Below are 14,804 nucleotides of genomic sequence, written 5' to 3'. Positions count from 1 at the left end.
TCCGTCACCTTCGGTGCCACCTCCCCCTGGCGGGGGAGGATTACGAATTATACTTCCTACCGACGGGCAGTGAAAAACGCGCGCAGGATCCCCGCGGCTTCCGTCTCAGCGATGCCAGCGTAGATTTCAGGCCGGTGATGGCAGGTCGGCTGGCCGAAGAATCGCGGCCCGTGCTCGACCGCGCCGCCCTTCGCATCCGGCGCCCCGTAATAGAGCCGCGCGATCCGTGCATGCGCGATGGCACCCGCGCACATCGCGCAGGGCTCGAGCGTCACCCACAGGTCGCAGCCTTCGAGCCGGTCACTCCCCAAAACCGAAGCCGCGGCGCGAATCGCCTGGATCTCGGCATGCGCTGTCGGATCGGACAACGCCCGCGGCGCATTGGCGCCCACGGCGATAATGACACCGTCCTTCACGACGACGGCGCCAACCGGGACTTCCCCAGCCAGCGCCGCATCGCGCGCCGCGTCGAGCGCGCGGCGCATGGGTTCGGGGACGGGAAACATGGCCTCAGGCCCTGCCCCGCCCGCACCCTCGCGTAAAGCTCAGTTCGGTGCCTGGCTGTTGGCGGGCTTCTCGACGTTGATCGTCGGCACCGCCACCGTCTTGTTCTCGGTGCCGAGCGTGACCTTGGCGACGTCGGCCTGGAACTTCGGCGCCTGGACCACGCCCTGGCGGGTCTGGTCGATGTTGATGATCCCGAAATACATCAGGCCGACCACGACCAGCACGACGATCGCGACGAGTGACAAGAGCGTACGCATGAGACATCCCCTTTTATTGAACAGTTCGATAGCGTAACAACGTCGCCGAGCGCTGCCGGTTGCACAACACGTTTTACGTGAATCGGTTGACGAAAGCCGGCGTGCCAGCTATCCGCGCGCCTTTCCGGGGTTCCTCCCGACACTTGAATAGGTAATCACATGTCGCGCATCTGCGAACTGACCGGCAAGGGCCGGATGGTCGGGAACAACGTCTCCCACGCCAACAACAAGACCAAGCGCACGTTCCTGCCGAACCTGCAGAACGTCACGCTGCTGTCCGATTCGCTCGAAAAGGGCGTCAAGCTGCGCGTTTCGACGCATGGCCTGCGTACCGTCGAGCATAACGGCGGCCTCGACAACTGGCTGGTGAAGACCTCGGACGACAAGCTGTCGCTCCGCGTTCGTCGCCTCAAGCGCGAAGTCGTCAAGAAGATCGCTGCTTCGGCAGTCGCCGCCTAACAGCGACGGTTGAGACGATCACCGCGGCCCGCCCTGCACCGCGCAGGGCGGGCCGTCGGCGTTTGTGCGTCTAGCGATCGAGCCGGAACTTCAGCAGCAGCGTGCGCTGGAGAACCATCTGGTTGTCGTCGGACACGATCCAGACGATCGTCGCGCCGTTCTCGATCGTGGTCGCGATCCCTTCGAAATTGTCGTGGATCAGCGGCGCATCGATCGTCGCGATAAGGCGGCCGCGTGCGATTCGCCCTGCCGCCACGTCGCGCGCTGCCACCCGCGATATGCGCGCGGAGAAGGTAAAGGGCAGCCGGAAACCGCGATCTAGGACGAGCAGGTCGCCGTTCGGTAGCGCGGTCACGTCCGCCGGATCGTACCGGCCATAGGGTTCGTACGCGAATCGCCGAGGCTGCGCGGCGCCGGTCGGATCCCCCGCGAAGATCAGCGCCTGCCGCGTGCGCAACCGCGCCTTAGCCGATCCGGTCCAGTCCGGGCGACGGACATGCGCCTCCTCGCTGATGACGACGAAGCGTCCATCGGGCAGCCGCGCCATCGATTCGGGTCCGCCGTTCGACGGCCATCTCCGCATCGCCTCGGGCGCGACCCGCGCCTCGTACCGCGCGAACCCCGCAGCATAGCGCCAGATCGCGTTGCTATCCTCGAAGCCGACCCAGATCTTCCCCGTCACCGGATCGATCGCCATCGATTCGCTGTCGCGGTCGCGCTTTTCCCAGCCGATACCCGGCCCGGCGGGAAGGTTCTCGAACACGACTCGGTGCGGGCGCCAGTCGGACCCCATATCGAACTGGACGATGTTGCCGCCATCGCTCAGCACCGTGAAGCGATTGCCGGTCGCGGCCGGCGCGACGTCGAGCGAGGAGAAACCCCCGAACGCGCGATCGCGGCTGGCGAGCGCCACGCCGCCCAGATAGGTGAGCCCGCCGACGCGCACATGCCGCGGGTTGGTCCGGTCGAGCATCACGCGCGTCGCGGTCAACTGCGCACGCGTGCCGAGCAGGTCGAGCCGCGCCTCACCCGACCAGGTCGGCACGATCGCACAGACGCTGACGCAGACGAACAGGGCGGTGATCAAGCGTCGCATCGCGCCCTCATAGGGCCCAGCGCGGTCCGCGGAAGCATGAACAGCGGATAACGGAGGCATTCAGGCTCGGCTCAATGCGAATCACTCATAAGCCTCTCATCGAGGATGGAAGCACGGCCCTCGCCGCCGCCGAAATCCCCAACGGGAGACGCACGATGTTCAAGACTTTTACACTCGCCGCCAGTGCCCTCGCATTGGGTGCGACCGCCCTCGTTCCTGCTGCCGCCGATGCGCAGCGTTGGGGCTCGCGCTACGAGCGTGGCTACGACGGCTATCAGGGTGGCGGCTACCGCGACAATGGCTACGACCGTGGCTACCGCGAGTATCGCGGCAACGACCGCCGCTACAATGCGCGCAGCCGTCGCGGCTGCGACAACACCGGCGGCACGATCATCGGCGCACTTGCCGGCGGCCTGCTCGGTCACACCGTCGCCGGTCGTGGTGACCGCACGCTCGGCGCAGTCCTCGGCGCGGCCGGTGGTGGCCTTGCCGGCAACGCGATCGATAAGTCGGACAATCCCGGATATTGCCGGCGGTAAGCCCGGTAACGGGCCGGTGCTCGCCGCGAAAGCGGTCGAGCAACCGCCGGCACGGACGGCGGGCAGTCAGCGCCTGACCCGACCGGCGACGGCTTTGCCGACGTCCCGTTCGTATAGGCCCAACCAGTTTCCCAGTTCCCTCGCGTAGCGTATCGAGGGCGAGGGCCGGCCTCCCCTATGGGAGCCGGCCCTTTGTTCGTCCAAAGCCCGAAAAACCCGCACCAACGATGCAGGACATGACGGTTACCCCGTCATCCTGACGAAAGTCAGGATCCAGAGCCACGATCGACGCTGCTTAGTTACCCTGGATCCTGACTTTCGTAAGAATGACGTCGGTGGTCTGATCAGGCGATCCGCTCGGGCACTTCCGCCGCATCCTCCGCGATCGCCGCAGCCGGCGCGACCGCTTCCCAGGGGAACACGAACCAGTCCTTCGTCACCGCCCGATCGATCGTCCGCGCGCTATACTCGATCCGCTCGGCAGAACTCACATTGTCGATCAGCATCGCGAACCGCACCGCGCCCTCGACAGCCCCCGCCGCCGCCAGCGCACCACGCAGATGCGTGATCGTCCGCCCCGAATCGTTGATGTCGTCGATGAACAGCAGCCGCTCGCCGTCTCGAGTCCGCGCGGCGAGCTTCACCAAAGGCGCGTCGGCAAAGTCCTTCACCTGGCTCGAATAATCCACCGACAGCGTCGGCAGGCCGATCGCATGGCTCAGGAACACCGCGGGAACGAGCCCACCGCGGCCGACGCCGATGATATAATCGGGTTTCCAGGCGGTATCCTCGACCAGCTTGGCGGCGAGAATATACACGGCAGCGACGAACTCGTGCTGCGGGATCGGGGTGAAGGTTGGCATCGACGGATGGTACCGGCTTGCCCTGCCGAGAGCTAGCCGTTCTCCTGCGAAAGCAGGAGTCCAGGGTCGCAGGCGTTGCGCTCGTGACCCTGGACTCCCGCGTTCGCGAGAGAACAATACTCAGATCGTGTCCAGCGCCTGCTCGAAATCGGCGATCAGGTCGTCCGGATCCTCCACGCCGATCGAGATGCGGACGAGGTTGTCGGTGATCCCCAGCGCCTGCTTGCGCGCATCGGGCACCGACAGATGCGTCATGCCCGCCGGGTGGCTCGCCAGCGTCTCGGTCCCGCCGAGCGACACCGCGAGCTTGGCGATCTTCAGCGCGTCGAGGAACGCGAAGCTCTCGCGCTCGCCGCCCTTGAGATACAGCGAGAAGGTCGAACCACCGCCGGTGCAATGGCGGCGATAAATGTCGGCCTGACGCTCCATGCCGGGCTCGTCCTCGAGGAAGCCGAGATATGCGACTCGCTCCACCTTTGGATGATGCCGCAGGAAGCCGCAGACCTTCACCGCATTCTCGCCCGCACGGCTCATCCGCAGTTCGAGCGTCTCGAGGCTGCGCAACAGCATCCAGGCGGTGTTCGGATCGGTGATCGTGCCGATCGTGTTGCGCATCGTACGGATCGTGTTGATGTGCTCCTTCGATCCGAGCACGCCGCCCGCGACGAGATCCGAATGCCCGCCGACATATTTGGTCAGCGAATAGACGACGATGTCCGCACCATGCTTGAGCGGCTGGAACCACAGCGGCCCCAGGAACGTGTTGTCGATCGCGATCGGCGGCTTCTCGCCCGTAAAGATCGCATCGCGGCTGGCCGCGACTGCCTCGACGTCGACCAGCGCGTTGGTCGGATTGGCGGGGCTTTCGAGATAGATCAGCGCGACGTTGCCGGTCGCGGCCTCGGTCATCACCGCGTCGATCTCCTCGCGGGTCGCGCCCGCCGGGAAGTCGAGCCACTTCACCCCGAACTTGCCGAGCACGCGGCCGATCAGCGTCTCGGTCGCAGCATAGAGCGGCCCCGAATGGACGATGGTGTCGCCCGGCTTGACCATCGCGAGGAACAAGGTCGCGATCGCCGACATGCCGCTCGAGAAAGCAAGCGCATCCTCCGCCTCTTCCCACACGCCCAGGCGATCCTCGAGAATCTCCTGGTTCGGGCCGTTGAAGCGCGAATAGACAAGGCCCTCGGCGCCGCCCGGACGCTTGCCGGTGACGCCCTCGAAATGCCGCTTGCCTGCCGCGGCGTTGGGGAAGACGAAGGTCGAGGTGAGGAAGATCGGCGGCTTCAGCGAGCCTTCCGACAGCGACGGATCATAGCCATGGCCCATCATCAGCGTCGACGGCTTCAGCTTGCGTCCACCGATCTTCTCGACCTGCGGCTTGGGCGCGACGCGCGCGGCGACGCCGGTCAGGTCGGCTTCGGTCTCGGCGGGAATGGCGCCTGCATTATCGGGGGTATCGGACATTCATGAGCTCCTGCGTGGCCCGTCTGGCGCGGACCGATGTGCAGAGCCTAAACGACCGGCGCGGGCTTTGGGAGCCGTTACAACCCGATGATGCTGATCTGACGGCCATAGGAGGGTTCGCCACGATGGGTCGCGCGGCGGTAACTAAAGAAGCGGTCCACGCCCTCGTCCTTGGCCGCATAGGTGTCGAGCCCGAGCGCCTCGATCCGGCCGATCCCGGCGTCGGCGAGCCGGCTGACGACATAGGCCTCCAGGTCGAACTGATAATGGTCCGCGCGGCCATCGGCGAAGAAGCGCTCATTCGCCGGATCCGATTCGCAGAACCGGCGGATGAACGCGTCGTCGACCTCGTAGCTGGCGCGCGCGATGCACGGCCCGACCGCGGCGACGATGCGGTCGCGGCGCGCACCGATCGCCTCCATCGCCAGGATCGTCGCGTCGGTGACGCCGCCGAGCGCGCCTTTCCACCCGGCATGCGCCGCGGCGACGACGCCGGCTTCCGCGTCGGCGAACAGCACCGGCGCGCAGTCCGCGGTGAGGATGCCGAGCGCCACGCCGGGGCGGTTGGTGACCAGCGCGTCGCCGCGGGGACGGAGCGAGTCGTCGAACGGCGCGAGCACCGTGACCACGTCGGCGGAATGGATCTGGTAGAGCCCGACGAGCGTGCCGCCCGGCAGCACCGCCTCGCTGGCACGCCGGCGGTTCTCGGCGATCGCGGCGGGGTCGTCGTCGGAGCCGATGCCGACGTTCAGGCTCGCATAGGCGCCGGTCGATACGCCGCCGCGACGACCAAGAAAGCCGTGCCGGACGTCGCCAAGCGACTTGGCGCGGATGACGTCGACAGTCATGCCGAACGCCCCTCGCATGACACCACCCCGGCGAAGGCCGGGGTCCAGTTGGGGGACGTTGCTGACGAAGGGCTGCTCATCGTTACTGCGACCTTTCCAACTGGGCCCCGGCCTTCGCCGGGGTGGCGCGAATCCGCGGCACTATCGATCATCACAACACCAACCGCATGATGCGATCGTCATCGGGCTGCTCGCCGACCATGAAGACATACCGGCCGATCTCGACGAACCCATAGCGCTGGTAGAATCGGATCGCGCGCGCATTGTCGACATAGACGCTGAGGATCATGTCCGTCCGGCCATCGGCACGCGCGGACTCGATCGCCCAGTCCATCAGCGTAGGGCCAACGCCCGCACCAAGCTGGTCGGCGCGAACGTACAGCTGGTAGAGTTCGACCGCCGTCTCGGGCCAGTCGCCGGGGAAGGCGACGGGGCCGGTCTTGGCGAACCCGACGATCGCCGCGCCGTCGGTGGCAAGGCGGATCGTGTAGCTAGGATCGCCGATCTGTGCCGGCAGCCCGTTCTCGCCAAACGCCTCGTCGAGAAACGTGGCGAGGTCCTGCGGGCGGTACAGCGTGCCGAACGTCTCGGTGAACGACTCCTTCGCCATCGCGGCGAGTGCTGGGCCGTCGGCGGGCACCGCGTCGCGATAGGCGATCACGCGCCCATCCCTGCGAACGCCGCCGGGGTCGGCCAGGACGGCGCGGTGATCGCGAGCGCTTTGAACAGAGTCCCCATGTCGTCCATCAGCCGGCGGCGATCCGCCGCCAGCGAGTCGGCGCGCGCGGGCGCCGCCTTGGCGAGCGCCGAGGTGCGCGAATCGATACCGAGCCCGCCGAGCAGGTCGCGCTGGCTGACCGGCCCCCAGGCGACTGCGCCTTCGGCCTGCGCGGCGGCGGCGAGCGTGGTGAAGTCGACATGCGCGGTCAGATCATGCTCGCCCGGCGCCTCGAACGGGTTGGCGAAGGCATGGCCGCGGACCGCCTGCAAGCTGTCGCCGAGCGCGGGCCCCTCATAGCCGTAATCGATCGCGATCAGCGCGCCGCCCTGGCGGGCGATCCGCTGCGCGAGGCCGCGGACGATGGTCACGGCGGCTGGTGAGGTTTCGAGAATCGATCCCGCGGGCGCATCGCGGAACGGTTCGGGAATGACCGCATCGGGCAGCGGCTTGCCCGCGATCGGCAGGAACAGAAGATCCTGCGCGGCAACGAGGCGTTCGTGCCACTGTTCACGCTTGACGAGCTGGCGGATCGGCAGCGCATCGAAGAACTCGTTGGCGACGACGATCAGCGGCCGATCGGTGGGCAGCGTGTCGATCGTGTCGTGCCACGTCGCGCCGGGGACTCGCTCGGCCTGCGCCGCGCGGAGCGCCGGGCTGGTCTCGACGAAATGGACCGGGGGTTCGAGCCCCGCCTTCGCCATCGCGCGCGCCGCATCGGCGGCGAGCGTCCCGCGACCGGGGCCGAGCTCGACCCACGCCACGTCCGGCCGCCCCGCACGGTCCCACAGGTCCGCGCACCACAGGCCGACGAGTTCGCCGAACATCTGGCTGATCTCGGGCGCGGTGGTGAAGTCGCCGCCCGCGCCGAGCGGGTCGCGCGTCGCATAATAGTGCGCGTTGGCGGCGGCCATATACTGCGCGACGGGGATCGGTCCCGCGAGCGCGATCGCGCGCGCGAGGCGTTCGGGGAGCGCGGTGTCGGGCATGTCGACCATCTTAAAACTCTCTACCACCCCGGCGCAGGCCGGGGCCCAGTTGGCATGGCCGATGTAACGACGCGAAACGCACGTCACTCTGGACGTTCCAACTGGGCCCCGGCCTCCGCAGGGGAGGTACTAAACTCACGAGGAAACGCGTGTCAGGCGACGCTCTGCGTCCCCGCGATCGACTCGACCCGCACCCGCCGCTTGGCCGACGTCGCGACCAGATACGCGCCGCCGACGATCATCGGCACGCACAGCCACTGGCCCATGTGCAGCCCGGTATGTTCGGCAAAGGCACGCAGCTGCGAATCGGGTTCGCGGAAGAACTCGACGGTGAAGCGCGCGAGCCCGTAGCCCAGCACGAACAGCCCGACGAGCTTGCCCGGATCGTAGCGCGCCTTGGTCTTCCAGAACGCGAACCACAGCAGCGCGAAGAGGAGGATGCCCTCCAGCCCCGCCTCGTACAGCTGGCTCGGGTGGCGCGCCGGCTCGATCATGCCGAACGGCACGGTGCGTTCGAAGATGATGCCCCAGGCGACGTCGGTCGGCTTGCCCCAGAGCTCGCCGTTGACGAAGTTCGCGAGCCGCCCGAAGAACAGCCCGAACGGGACGGCGCAGGCGATATAATCGTGCACGCGCAACCAGTTGAGCTGGTGCTTGCGCGCGAACAGGATCAGCCCGATCGACGTCCCGATGACCCCGCCATGGAACGACATCCCACCGTCCCACAGCCTGAAGATGCGTAAGGGATGCAGGAACATCTCGGGCGCGTAGAAGATTACGTAGCCGAGTCGCCCGCCGAGAATGATGCCGAGCGTCGCGTAGAAGACGAGGTCGTCGGCATGCCGCCGCGCCATCGGTGCGCCGGGCTGTGCGAGCAGCTTCAGCAGATACCACCAGCCGAGCAGGATCCCGCCGATATAGGCAAGGCTGTACCAGCGCAGCGTGAAGAATCCGATCGAGAAGACATCGGGGTGCAAACCCAGATCCTCGAAGCGGATGTGACTGCCGACGGCAGCTGAAATGGTCGACAGGATCAAAGGCTTTTCCCCACGCGTTCGCCCCTGCATAAAGACGAGTAACGATAAGACCAAGTAGGAGAGCGATATGCGGACCGAGCTCGATGCGGCTATGGATTCGACGATGGCCGCGCTGACCGCGCCCGACGGCATGCTGGCGCTCGGTTCGGCCGAGCGGTTCGGGGTCACGCTCCCGACGATCGCCGCCGCGCCGCCCGCGCTCAGCTATTATTTCGCGCATTACGCCAACGAACACCGCGACGCGGTGTTTCTCGTGTCGGGGCCCGAGCGGCTGACGTTCGGCGAGGTCCATGCCGCGGCGGAGCGTGTCGCGCGCGCGCTGGTCGGCGGTCACGGCCTGGCGAAGGGCGACCGGGTCGGCATCGCGATGCGCAATTCGCCGTCGTGGATCGTGCTCTACATGGGCATCGTCATGGCCGGCGGCGTCGCGACCCTGCTCAACGGCTGGTGGCAGGCGGAGGAGCTGGAGACGGCGATCCGCGCCGTCGATTGCGCGCTCGTCTTCGCCGACCCACCGCGCGTGAAACGGCTCGCGCAGCTCGCGGGCCTCACCGCACCGGTGATCGAGATCGACGATTCGCGCCCGCTCGCCGAGGCGCTCGCGACCGTGCTCGCCAAGGACGATCACACCGCGGACCTGCCGCCGCTCGGGCCTGAGGATCATGCGACGATCCTCTTCACGAGCGGGTCGACCGGCCAGTCGAAGGGCGCGCTGTCCGAGCATCGCGCGATCGTGCAGGGCATCTTCAACTATCTCGGCCAGGCGATGATGATGATGGGCATCGCCACCGCACAGGGCAATCCGCCGGTCGGCCAGCCGGTCACGCTCCTGACGATCCCGCTCTTCCACATCACCGGCGAGGTGCCCGTGTTTCTCCAGAGCTTCGCGATGGGGCGCAAGCTCGTGCTCATGCCGAAATGGGATGCGGGCGAGGCGATGCGGCTGATCGAGGCGGAGGGCGTCACCTATTTCGTCGGCGTCCCGCTGATGAGTTTCGAGATCCTCAACCATCCCGATCGCGCGAATTACGACCTGTCGACCGTCACCGACTTCGCGGCGGGCGGCGCCCCGCGCCCGGTCGATCACGTCCGCCGGCTCGATGCCGAAATGGGCGGAAGCGCGCCGCTGATCGGCTACGGCCTGACCGAGACGAACGCGGTCGGTACGGGCAACTGGCGCAGCAATTACCTCGCCAAGCCCAATTCCGCCGGCCGCGCGGGCGCTCCTTTGGTCGACCTCGCAATTCTCGACGATGCCGGCCACCCGGTCGATCAGGGCCAGCGCGGCGAGGTGTGCATCCGCTCGATCTGCAACTTCAAGGAATATTGGAACCGCCCCGACGCGACCGCCGCGGCGTTCACATCGGACGGCTATTTCCGCACCGGCGACATCGGCTATCTCGACGAAGAGGGCTATCTGTTCATCGTCGACCGCAAGAAGGACATCATCATCCGCGGCGGCGAGAATATCTCGTGCCAGGAGGTCGAGGCCGCGCTGTACGAGCATCCGGCGGTGGCGGAAGCCGCAGTGTTCGGGCTGGCGGACGAGCGGTTCGGCGAGGTGCCGGGCGCGGTGGTCGTGATGCGCGACGGCGAGACGCTGACGCCCGACGATCTCTGCGCGTTCCTCTACCAGCATATCGCCGCGTTCAAGGTGCCGCAGCGGATCTGGATCTCCGACACGCCGCTGCCGCGGCTCGGGACGGAGAAGATCGACAAGGTCTCGCTCAAGGCAACGTACCGCGCGCTGGCGTAGCGGGTCGAACGCGCAGCCTCCGCCCACACGTCCGTCATCCTGACGAAAGTCAGGATCCAGAGCCAAGCGGGTCGCGCTCCGTTACTCTGGATCCTGACTTTCGTCAGGATGACGGGGCCGTGATATCGCGCTGCGCGCCACCTTCTCCCCGTAGGGGAGAAGGGTTAGGGGCCACGGCATGATCAGCAGGCGCAGCATATTCGTCGGCGGCGGCGCGGGAATCGGCCTCGTCGTCGCGTGGGGCCTCTGGCCGCGCCGCTATGCGCCGACGCTCGTCGTCAACCCCGGCGAAACCCCATTCGGCGCCTGGCTCAAGATCGGCACCGACGGCCACGTCACCGTCGCCGTGCCGCAGGTCGAGCACGGCCAGGGCGTCTACACCACCCTCCCCCAGATCGTCGCGGACGAGCTCGGCGCGGACTGGCGCACCGTCGGCGTCGAACCCGCCCCGCTCAACCCGCTCTACGCCAACCCGGTCGGCCTGCACGACTTGTTCGAAGGCCTGTTCGACCGCCTCCCCGAAGGCACCCCGCAGCCGCCGATGCTGACCGGCGGATCGAGTTCGATCCGGATGTTCGAGCAAGCCTGTCGCGCGGCAGGCGCGAGCGCACGCGCGCTGCTGTGCATGGCGGCGGCAAAGCGCTGGGATGCCGACTGGACCGAAGTGACCGTCGATGCGGGCTTCTGCACGCACGCCGGCAAGCGCATCCGCTTCGCCGAACTGGCCGAAGCGGCGGCAAGCTTCACTCTCCCCGATCCGCTCCCGATCGGCATTCAAGGCGCCGGCAAGCTCGCCGGCAAGTCCGTCCCGCGCATCGACACACCCTCGAAGGTTGCCGGTTCGGCGAATTTTGCCGGTGACGTCAGGCTTGCCGACATAGTGCATGCCGCGATCCGCCAAGGTCCGATCGGCAGTCGCCTCATCAAGGTCGACCGCGCTGCTGCCGACCGCATCCGAGGCGTATTGTCGGTAGTCGAGAACCCGCGATGGGTCGCGGCCGTTGCAACGACCGGGTGGGCCGCACAAAAGGCGCTCGACGCGCTCGCCCCGCGATTCGGGAACAACGCCCCCCTCCCCGACACGAAGTCGATCGACGCAGCGCTCGATGCCGCACTCGCTCGCTCCGGCACCCGGATGGCCGAGACGGGCGACGTCGCCGCGACCTTCCAGGGCGCCAGGCTCGTCACCGCGACCTACCGTGCGGGCCTCGGCCTGCACGCGGGGATCGAGACGCGCAGCGCGACCGCGTCCTTCTCGAACGGCCGGCTCGAACTCTGGCTCGCGACCCAGGCGCCCGGCCTCGCGCGGACCGCGGCGGCGCGGGCGGCGGGTCTCGGCGAAGACTCGGTCGTCGTCCACCCGATGCTGATCGGCGGATCGTTCGGCGCGGCGCTCGAACCCGACATCGCCGAGCAGGCCGCCGTCCTCGCGGTCAAGCTCAGGCGCCCCGTCAGCCTGGTCTGGTCGCGCGGCGAGGACTCGATCCACGATCACTACCGCGCGCCGGCAGTGGCGAAGATGGCGGCGCGGCTCGCCCCCAATGGCGCGATTCTGGGCTGGAGCGCGAAGATCGCGGCGCCGTCGACCGGGGCCGAGATGGCGCGCCGGATGATACCGGGGCTCGCGACCGAGGCCGCGCTGATCGGGGTGCGCGGCGACCGCTATGCCGTGGCAGGCGCGACGCCCGCCTATCGCATCCCGGCCTATGCGATCGACCACCACCCCGCCGAGATCGGCATCCCGACCGGCCACCTGCGCGGCGGCGCGCATGGCTACACCGCGTTCTTCACCGAATGCTTCCTCGACGAACTCGCGCATGTCGCGCAGTCCGAACCGATGTCGTTCCGCGTCGGCATGCTCGGCACCGAGCCGCGCCTCGCGCGCTGCCTGTCGACCGCGGCGGCGCTCGGCGGCTGGAACGGCGGCGTCGCGGGCAGCGGCCAGGGGATCGCGGCGCATGCCTTCCGCGGCAGCTACATCGCGGTCATGGCGGAGGCGCATCTGGGGCCCGGCCAGCGCCCGGTCGTCGACCGCCTCGTCGCCGCGGTCGATTGCGGCGCGCAGATCAACCCCGACATCGTCCGCCAGCAGATCGAGGGCGGACTGATCTTCGGACTGGCCGGCGCGCTCGGCGCATCGACCGGGATCACCCGCGGGCTCGCCGATGCGCGCGGGTTCGACACGATCGCGCTGCCGCGGCTCGCCGACACGCCCGACATCACCGTCGAGCTGATCCGCAGCGAGGACGCGCCCGGCGGCGTCGGCGAACTCGGCGTCCCCGCAGTCGCACCCGCGATCGCCAACGCGCTCCATGCGTCAACGGGCTTTCGCATCCGCAATTTGCCCTTAAGACCGGCAGCATGACCCTGCCCCCCGATCATCCGCCGATTCCCGCCCCCAAGATCGGCGTGCTGCTGATGAACCTCGGCACGCCCGATGGCCCCGATGCGAAATCGGTGAAGCGCTATCTCGGCGAATTCCTGTCCGATTCGCGCGTCGTGGAAATCCCGCAGATCGCGTGGCAGCCGATCCTGCGCGGGATCATCCTAAACACGCGCCCGAAAAAGTCCGCGCACGCCTACGCACAGGTCTGGCGCGACGACGGGTCGCCGCTCGCCGCGATCACCCGGTTGCAGGCGGCCGCGCTCAAGGACGCGTTCGGCCCCGCGGTCCTGGTCGACTGGGCGATGCGCTATGGCAATCCATCGATTTCGGACCGGCTGACCGCGATGAAAGCGGCGGGCTGCGAGCGCATCCTGCTCGCGCCGCTCTATCCCCAATATTGCGCAGCAACGACCGCGACCGCGAACGACAAGGCGTTCAAGCATCTGGCCGGCCTGCGCTGGCAACCGGCGATCCGCACGCTGCCGCCCTATTACGACGACACGCTGTACATCGACGCGTTGAAGGATTCGCTGGAGGAGGGGCTCGCCGCGCTCGACTTCACGCCGGACGCGATCGTCGCGAGCTTCCACGGGATGCCGAAGCGGACGTTGCAACAGGGCGATCCCTATCACTGCCACTGCCAGAAGACCGCGCGGTTGCTCGGCGAGCGGATGGGGCGCGAGCTGACGATCGCCTTCCAGTCACGCTTCGGGCCGCAAAAGTGGCTGGGCCCCGCAACCGACGAGACGCTCGTCGCGCTCGCCAAGGCCGGCAAGACGAAGGTCGCGATCTTCGCGCCGGGCTTCTCCGCCGATTGCCTGGAGACGCTCGAGGAGCTGTCGATCCGCGGGCGCGAGAGCTTCGAGGAGGCCGGCGGCACGCATTTCGCCTATCTGCCGTGTCTCAACGACAGTCCGGTCGGCGTCGAAATGCTGCGCAGCATTTTGGCACGCGAGCTTGAAGGATGGGTGCGGGCTGGCTAGCCTCTCACAAAAGGCTGAACCTAGGAGAGACTGATGGCACGCGTCGCAATTGTAACCGGTGGTACGCGCGGAATCGGCGAAGCGATCAGTCTCGCATTGCAGGACATGGGCCTGACCGTAGCGGCGACCTATGCCGGCAACGATGACCGCGCACGGGAATTTACCGAGCGCACCGGCATCAAGGCGTATAAATGGGATGTCGCCGATTACGACGCGTGCCAGGCGGGCTGCGCGCAGGTCGCGGCCGATCTGGGCGATGTCGATATCGTCGTGAACAATGCGGGCATTACCCGCGACGGCACCATCCTGAAGATGACGTACCAGGACTGGAAAGAGGTGATGGACACCAACCTCGGCGGTTGCTTCAACATGGCCAAGGCGGTGTTCCCCGGCATGCGGACGCGCAAATGGGGCCGGATCGTCAACATCGGGTCGATCAACGGCCAGGCCGGGCAGTACGGCCAGGTGAACTATGCCGCCGCGAAGTCGGGCATCCACGGCTTCACCAAGGCGCTGGCGCAGGAGGGCGCGCGCGCCGGCGTGACGGTCAACGCGATCGCGCCGGGCTATATCGACACGGACATGGTGGCAGCAGTCCCGGCGGACGTGCTGGAGAAGATCGTCGCGAAGATCCCCGTCGGGCGGCTGGGTCAGGCAACCGAGATCGCCCGCGGCGTGGCGTTCCTGTGCTCGGAAGAGGGCGGGTTCGTGACCGGGTCGACGCTCAGCATCAATGGCGGGCAGCACATGTACTGACGGGCGCAGGCAGCGCAAAGCGCAGCCGTTGCCCGCAAGCACAGCGAAGCGGGCAGCGCCCGGCACGGCCGGCGGGTCGGTTTACCGAACCCGTCCGACGGCGGCTTTGCCGGCGGCGCTGCGTCGATGTCTACCGAGCTACC

General features: G+C 67.6%; 15 protein-coding genes. 6 read left to right on the top strand and 9 right to left on the bottom strand.

Going from position 1 to position 14,804, the window contains the following annotated elements; translation table 11 throughout:
* Positions 1 to 56: 56 nt before the first annotated feature.
* Both HMP09_RS14150 and HMP09_RS14145 read right to left on the bottom strand, forming a co-directional pair.
* On the bottom strand, positions 57 to 485 hold the full coding sequence (locus tag HMP09_RS14150) for a nucleoside deaminase (protein WP_176500891.1): 429 nt from the start codon (positions 483 to 485) through the stop codon (positions 57 to 59).
* Between the two features lie 60 nt (positions 486 to 545).
* Positions 546 to 764, bottom strand: coding sequence for a hypothetical protein (locus HMP09_RS14145; protein ID WP_055874129.1), 219 nt, complete (start codon positions 762 to 764; stop codon positions 546 to 548).
* Positions 765 to 923: 159 nt separating this feature from the next.
* On the opposite strand from HMP09_RS14145, the gene rpmB reads away from it, so the two are divergent.
* Complete coding sequence (gene rpmB, locus HMP09_RS14140; protein ID WP_055874131.1) at positions 924 to 1,223, top strand: 50S ribosomal protein L28; 300 nt, start codon at positions 924 to 926, stop codon at positions 1,221 to 1,223.
* A gap of 70 nt (positions 1,224 to 1,293) precedes the next feature.
* On the opposite strand, the gene HMP09_RS14135 is transcribed toward rpmB, so the two are convergent.
* Entirely contained in the window at positions 1,294 to 2,319 is a 1,026-nt protein-coding gene (locus HMP09_RS14135; protein ID WP_232090330.1) for an esterase-like activity of phytase family protein, read from the bottom strand.
* Between the two features lie 155 nt (positions 2,320 to 2,474).
* On the opposite strand from HMP09_RS14135, the gene HMP09_RS14130 reads away from it, so the two are divergent.
* Positions 2,475 to 2,858 carry a glycine zipper 2TM domain-containing protein gene (locus tag HMP09_RS14130; RefSeq protein WP_176500890.1) on the top strand — a complete coding sequence of 128 codons (384 nt, stop codon included), beginning with the start codon at positions 2,475 to 2,477 and terminating at the stop codon, positions 2,856 to 2,858.
* Positions 2,859 to 3,202: 344 nt separating this feature from the next.
* Here HMP09_RS14130 and HMP09_RS14125 read toward each other — a convergent pair whose 3' ends face one another.
* From HMP09_RS14125 to lgt, 6 genes are all read right to left on the bottom strand, one after another.
* Positions 3,203 to 3,721: a phosphoribosyltransferase gene (locus HMP09_RS14125; protein ID WP_176500889.1), complete on the bottom strand. Its 519-nt coding sequence runs from the start codon at positions 3,719 to 3,721 to the stop codon at positions 3,203 to 3,205.
* 120 nt (positions 3,722 to 3,841) lie between these two features.
* Positions 3,842 to 5,188, bottom strand: coding sequence for a cystathionine gamma-synthase family protein (locus HMP09_RS14120; RefSeq protein ID WP_232090328.1), 1,347 nt, complete (start codon positions 5,186 to 5,188; stop codon positions 3,842 to 3,844).
* 77 nt (positions 5,189 to 5,265) lie between these two features.
* On the bottom strand, positions 5,266 to 6,036 hold the full coding sequence (pgeF, locus tag HMP09_RS14115) for a peptidoglycan editing factor PgeF (RefSeq protein WP_176500888.1): 771 nt from the start codon (positions 6,034 to 6,036) through the stop codon (positions 5,266 to 5,268).
* A 151-nt stretch (positions 6,037 to 6,187) separates the two neighbouring features.
* Positions 6,188 to 6,697: a GNAT family N-acetyltransferase gene (locus tag HMP09_RS14110; protein WP_176500887.1), complete on the bottom strand. Its 510-nt coding sequence runs from the start codon at positions 6,695 to 6,697 to the stop codon at positions 6,188 to 6,190.
* Positions 6,694 to 7,743, bottom strand: coding sequence for a class I SAM-dependent methyltransferase (locus tag HMP09_RS14105; protein WP_232090886.1), 1,050 nt, complete (start codon positions 7,741 to 7,743; stop codon positions 6,694 to 6,696). The genes HMP09_RS14110 and HMP09_RS14105 overlap by 4 nt, the downstream gene beginning before the upstream one ends.
* Before the next feature lie 152 nt (positions 7,744 to 7,895).
* Positions 7,896 to 8,777, bottom strand: coding sequence for a prolipoprotein diacylglyceryl transferase (lgt, locus tag HMP09_RS14100; RefSeq protein WP_407818267.1), 882 nt, complete (start codon positions 8,775 to 8,777; stop codon positions 7,896 to 7,898).
* 70 nt (positions 8,778 to 8,847) lie between these two features.
* Between lgt and HMP09_RS14095 the strand changes: the two genes are divergently transcribed.
* The 4 genes from HMP09_RS14095 to phbB all read left to right on the top strand — a co-directional run bounded on the left by HMP09_RS14095 (position 8,848) and on the right by phbB (position 14,661).
* A complete protein-coding gene (locus tag HMP09_RS14095; RefSeq protein ID WP_176500886.1) occupies positions 8,848 to 10,536 on the top strand; it encodes a class I adenylate-forming enzyme family protein in 1,689 nt (562 codons plus the stop codon).
* Between the two features lie 178 nt (positions 10,537 to 10,714).
* Positions 10,715 to 12,901, top strand: coding sequence for a xanthine dehydrogenase family protein molybdopterin-binding subunit (locus HMP09_RS14090; protein ID WP_176500885.1), 2,187 nt, complete (start codon positions 10,715 to 10,717; stop codon positions 12,899 to 12,901).
* Positions 12,898 to 13,905, top strand: coding sequence for a ferrochelatase (hemH, locus tag HMP09_RS14085; protein WP_176500884.1), 1,008 nt, complete (start codon positions 12,898 to 12,900; stop codon positions 13,903 to 13,905). Before HMP09_RS14090 ends, hemH begins: the two co-directional genes overlap by 4 nt.
* Positions 13,906 to 13,938: 33 nt before the next feature.
* On the top strand, positions 13,939 to 14,661 hold the full coding sequence (phbB, locus tag HMP09_RS14080; protein ID WP_056066403.1) for an acetoacetyl-CoA reductase: 723 nt from the start codon (positions 13,939 to 13,941) through the stop codon (positions 14,659 to 14,661).
* Positions 14,662 to 14,804: the final 143 nt, after the last annotated feature.

This window comes from Sphingomonas sp. HMP9 (genome assembly GCF_013374115.1).
GTDB lineage: Bacteria > Pseudomonadota > Alphaproteobacteria > Sphingomonadales > Sphingomonadaceae > Sphingomonas.
Note: the sequence above shows the minus strand (reverse complement) of the source record. Positions and strands in the feature narration are given on the sequence as shown.

Excerpts from the sequence above, each read along its gene's own strand:
- pgeF (WP_176500888.1), bottom strand. The coding sequence starts at position 6,036 with ATGACTGTCGACGTCATCCGCGCCAAGTCGCTTGGCGACGTCCGGCAC.
- rpmB (WP_055874131.1), top strand. The coding sequence starts at position 924 with ATGTCGCGCATCTGCGAACTGACCGGCAAGGGCCGGATGGTCGGGAAC.
- HMP09_RS14135 (WP_232090330.1), bottom strand. The coding sequence starts at position 2,319 with ATGCGACGCTTGATCACCGCCCTGTTCGTCTGCGTCAGCGTCTGTGCG.
- HMP09_RS14120 (WP_232090328.1), bottom strand. The coding sequence starts at position 5,188 with ATGTCCGATACCCCCGATAATGCAGGCGCCATTCCCGCCGAGACCGAA.
- HMP09_RS14105 (WP_232090886.1), bottom strand. The coding sequence starts at position 7,743 with ATGCCCGACACCGCGCTCCCCGAACGCCTCGCGCGCGCGATCGCGCTC.
- HMP09_RS14095 (WP_176500886.1), top strand. The coding sequence starts at position 8,848 with ATGCGGACCGAGCTCGATGCGGCTATGGATTCGACGATGGCCGCGCTG.
- HMP09_RS14150 (WP_176500891.1), bottom strand. The coding sequence starts at position 485 with ATGCGCCGCGCGCTCGACGCGGCGCGCGATGCGGCGCTGGCTGGGGAA.
- HMP09_RS14125 (WP_176500889.1), bottom strand. The coding sequence starts at position 3,721 with ATGCCAACCTTCACCCCGATCCCGCAGCACGAGTTCGTCGCTGCCGTG.
- HMP09_RS14145 (WP_055874129.1), bottom strand. The coding sequence starts at position 764 with ATGCGTACGCTCTTGTCACTCGTCGCGATCGTCGTGCTGGTCGTGGTC.
- HMP09_RS14130 (WP_176500890.1), top strand. The coding sequence starts at position 2,475 with ATGTTCAAGACTTTTACACTCGCCGCCAGTGCCCTCGCATTGGGTGCG.
- hemH (WP_176500884.1), top strand. The coding sequence starts at position 12,898 with ATGACCCTGCCCCCCGATCATCCGCCGATTCCCGCCCCCAAGATCGGC.
- phbB (WP_056066403.1), top strand. The coding sequence starts at position 13,939 with ATGGCACGCGTCGCAATTGTAACCGGTGGTACGCGCGGAATCGGCGAA.
- HMP09_RS14090 (WP_176500885.1), top strand. The coding sequence starts at position 10,715 with ATGATCAGCAGGCGCAGCATATTCGTCGGCGGCGGCGCGGGAATCGGC.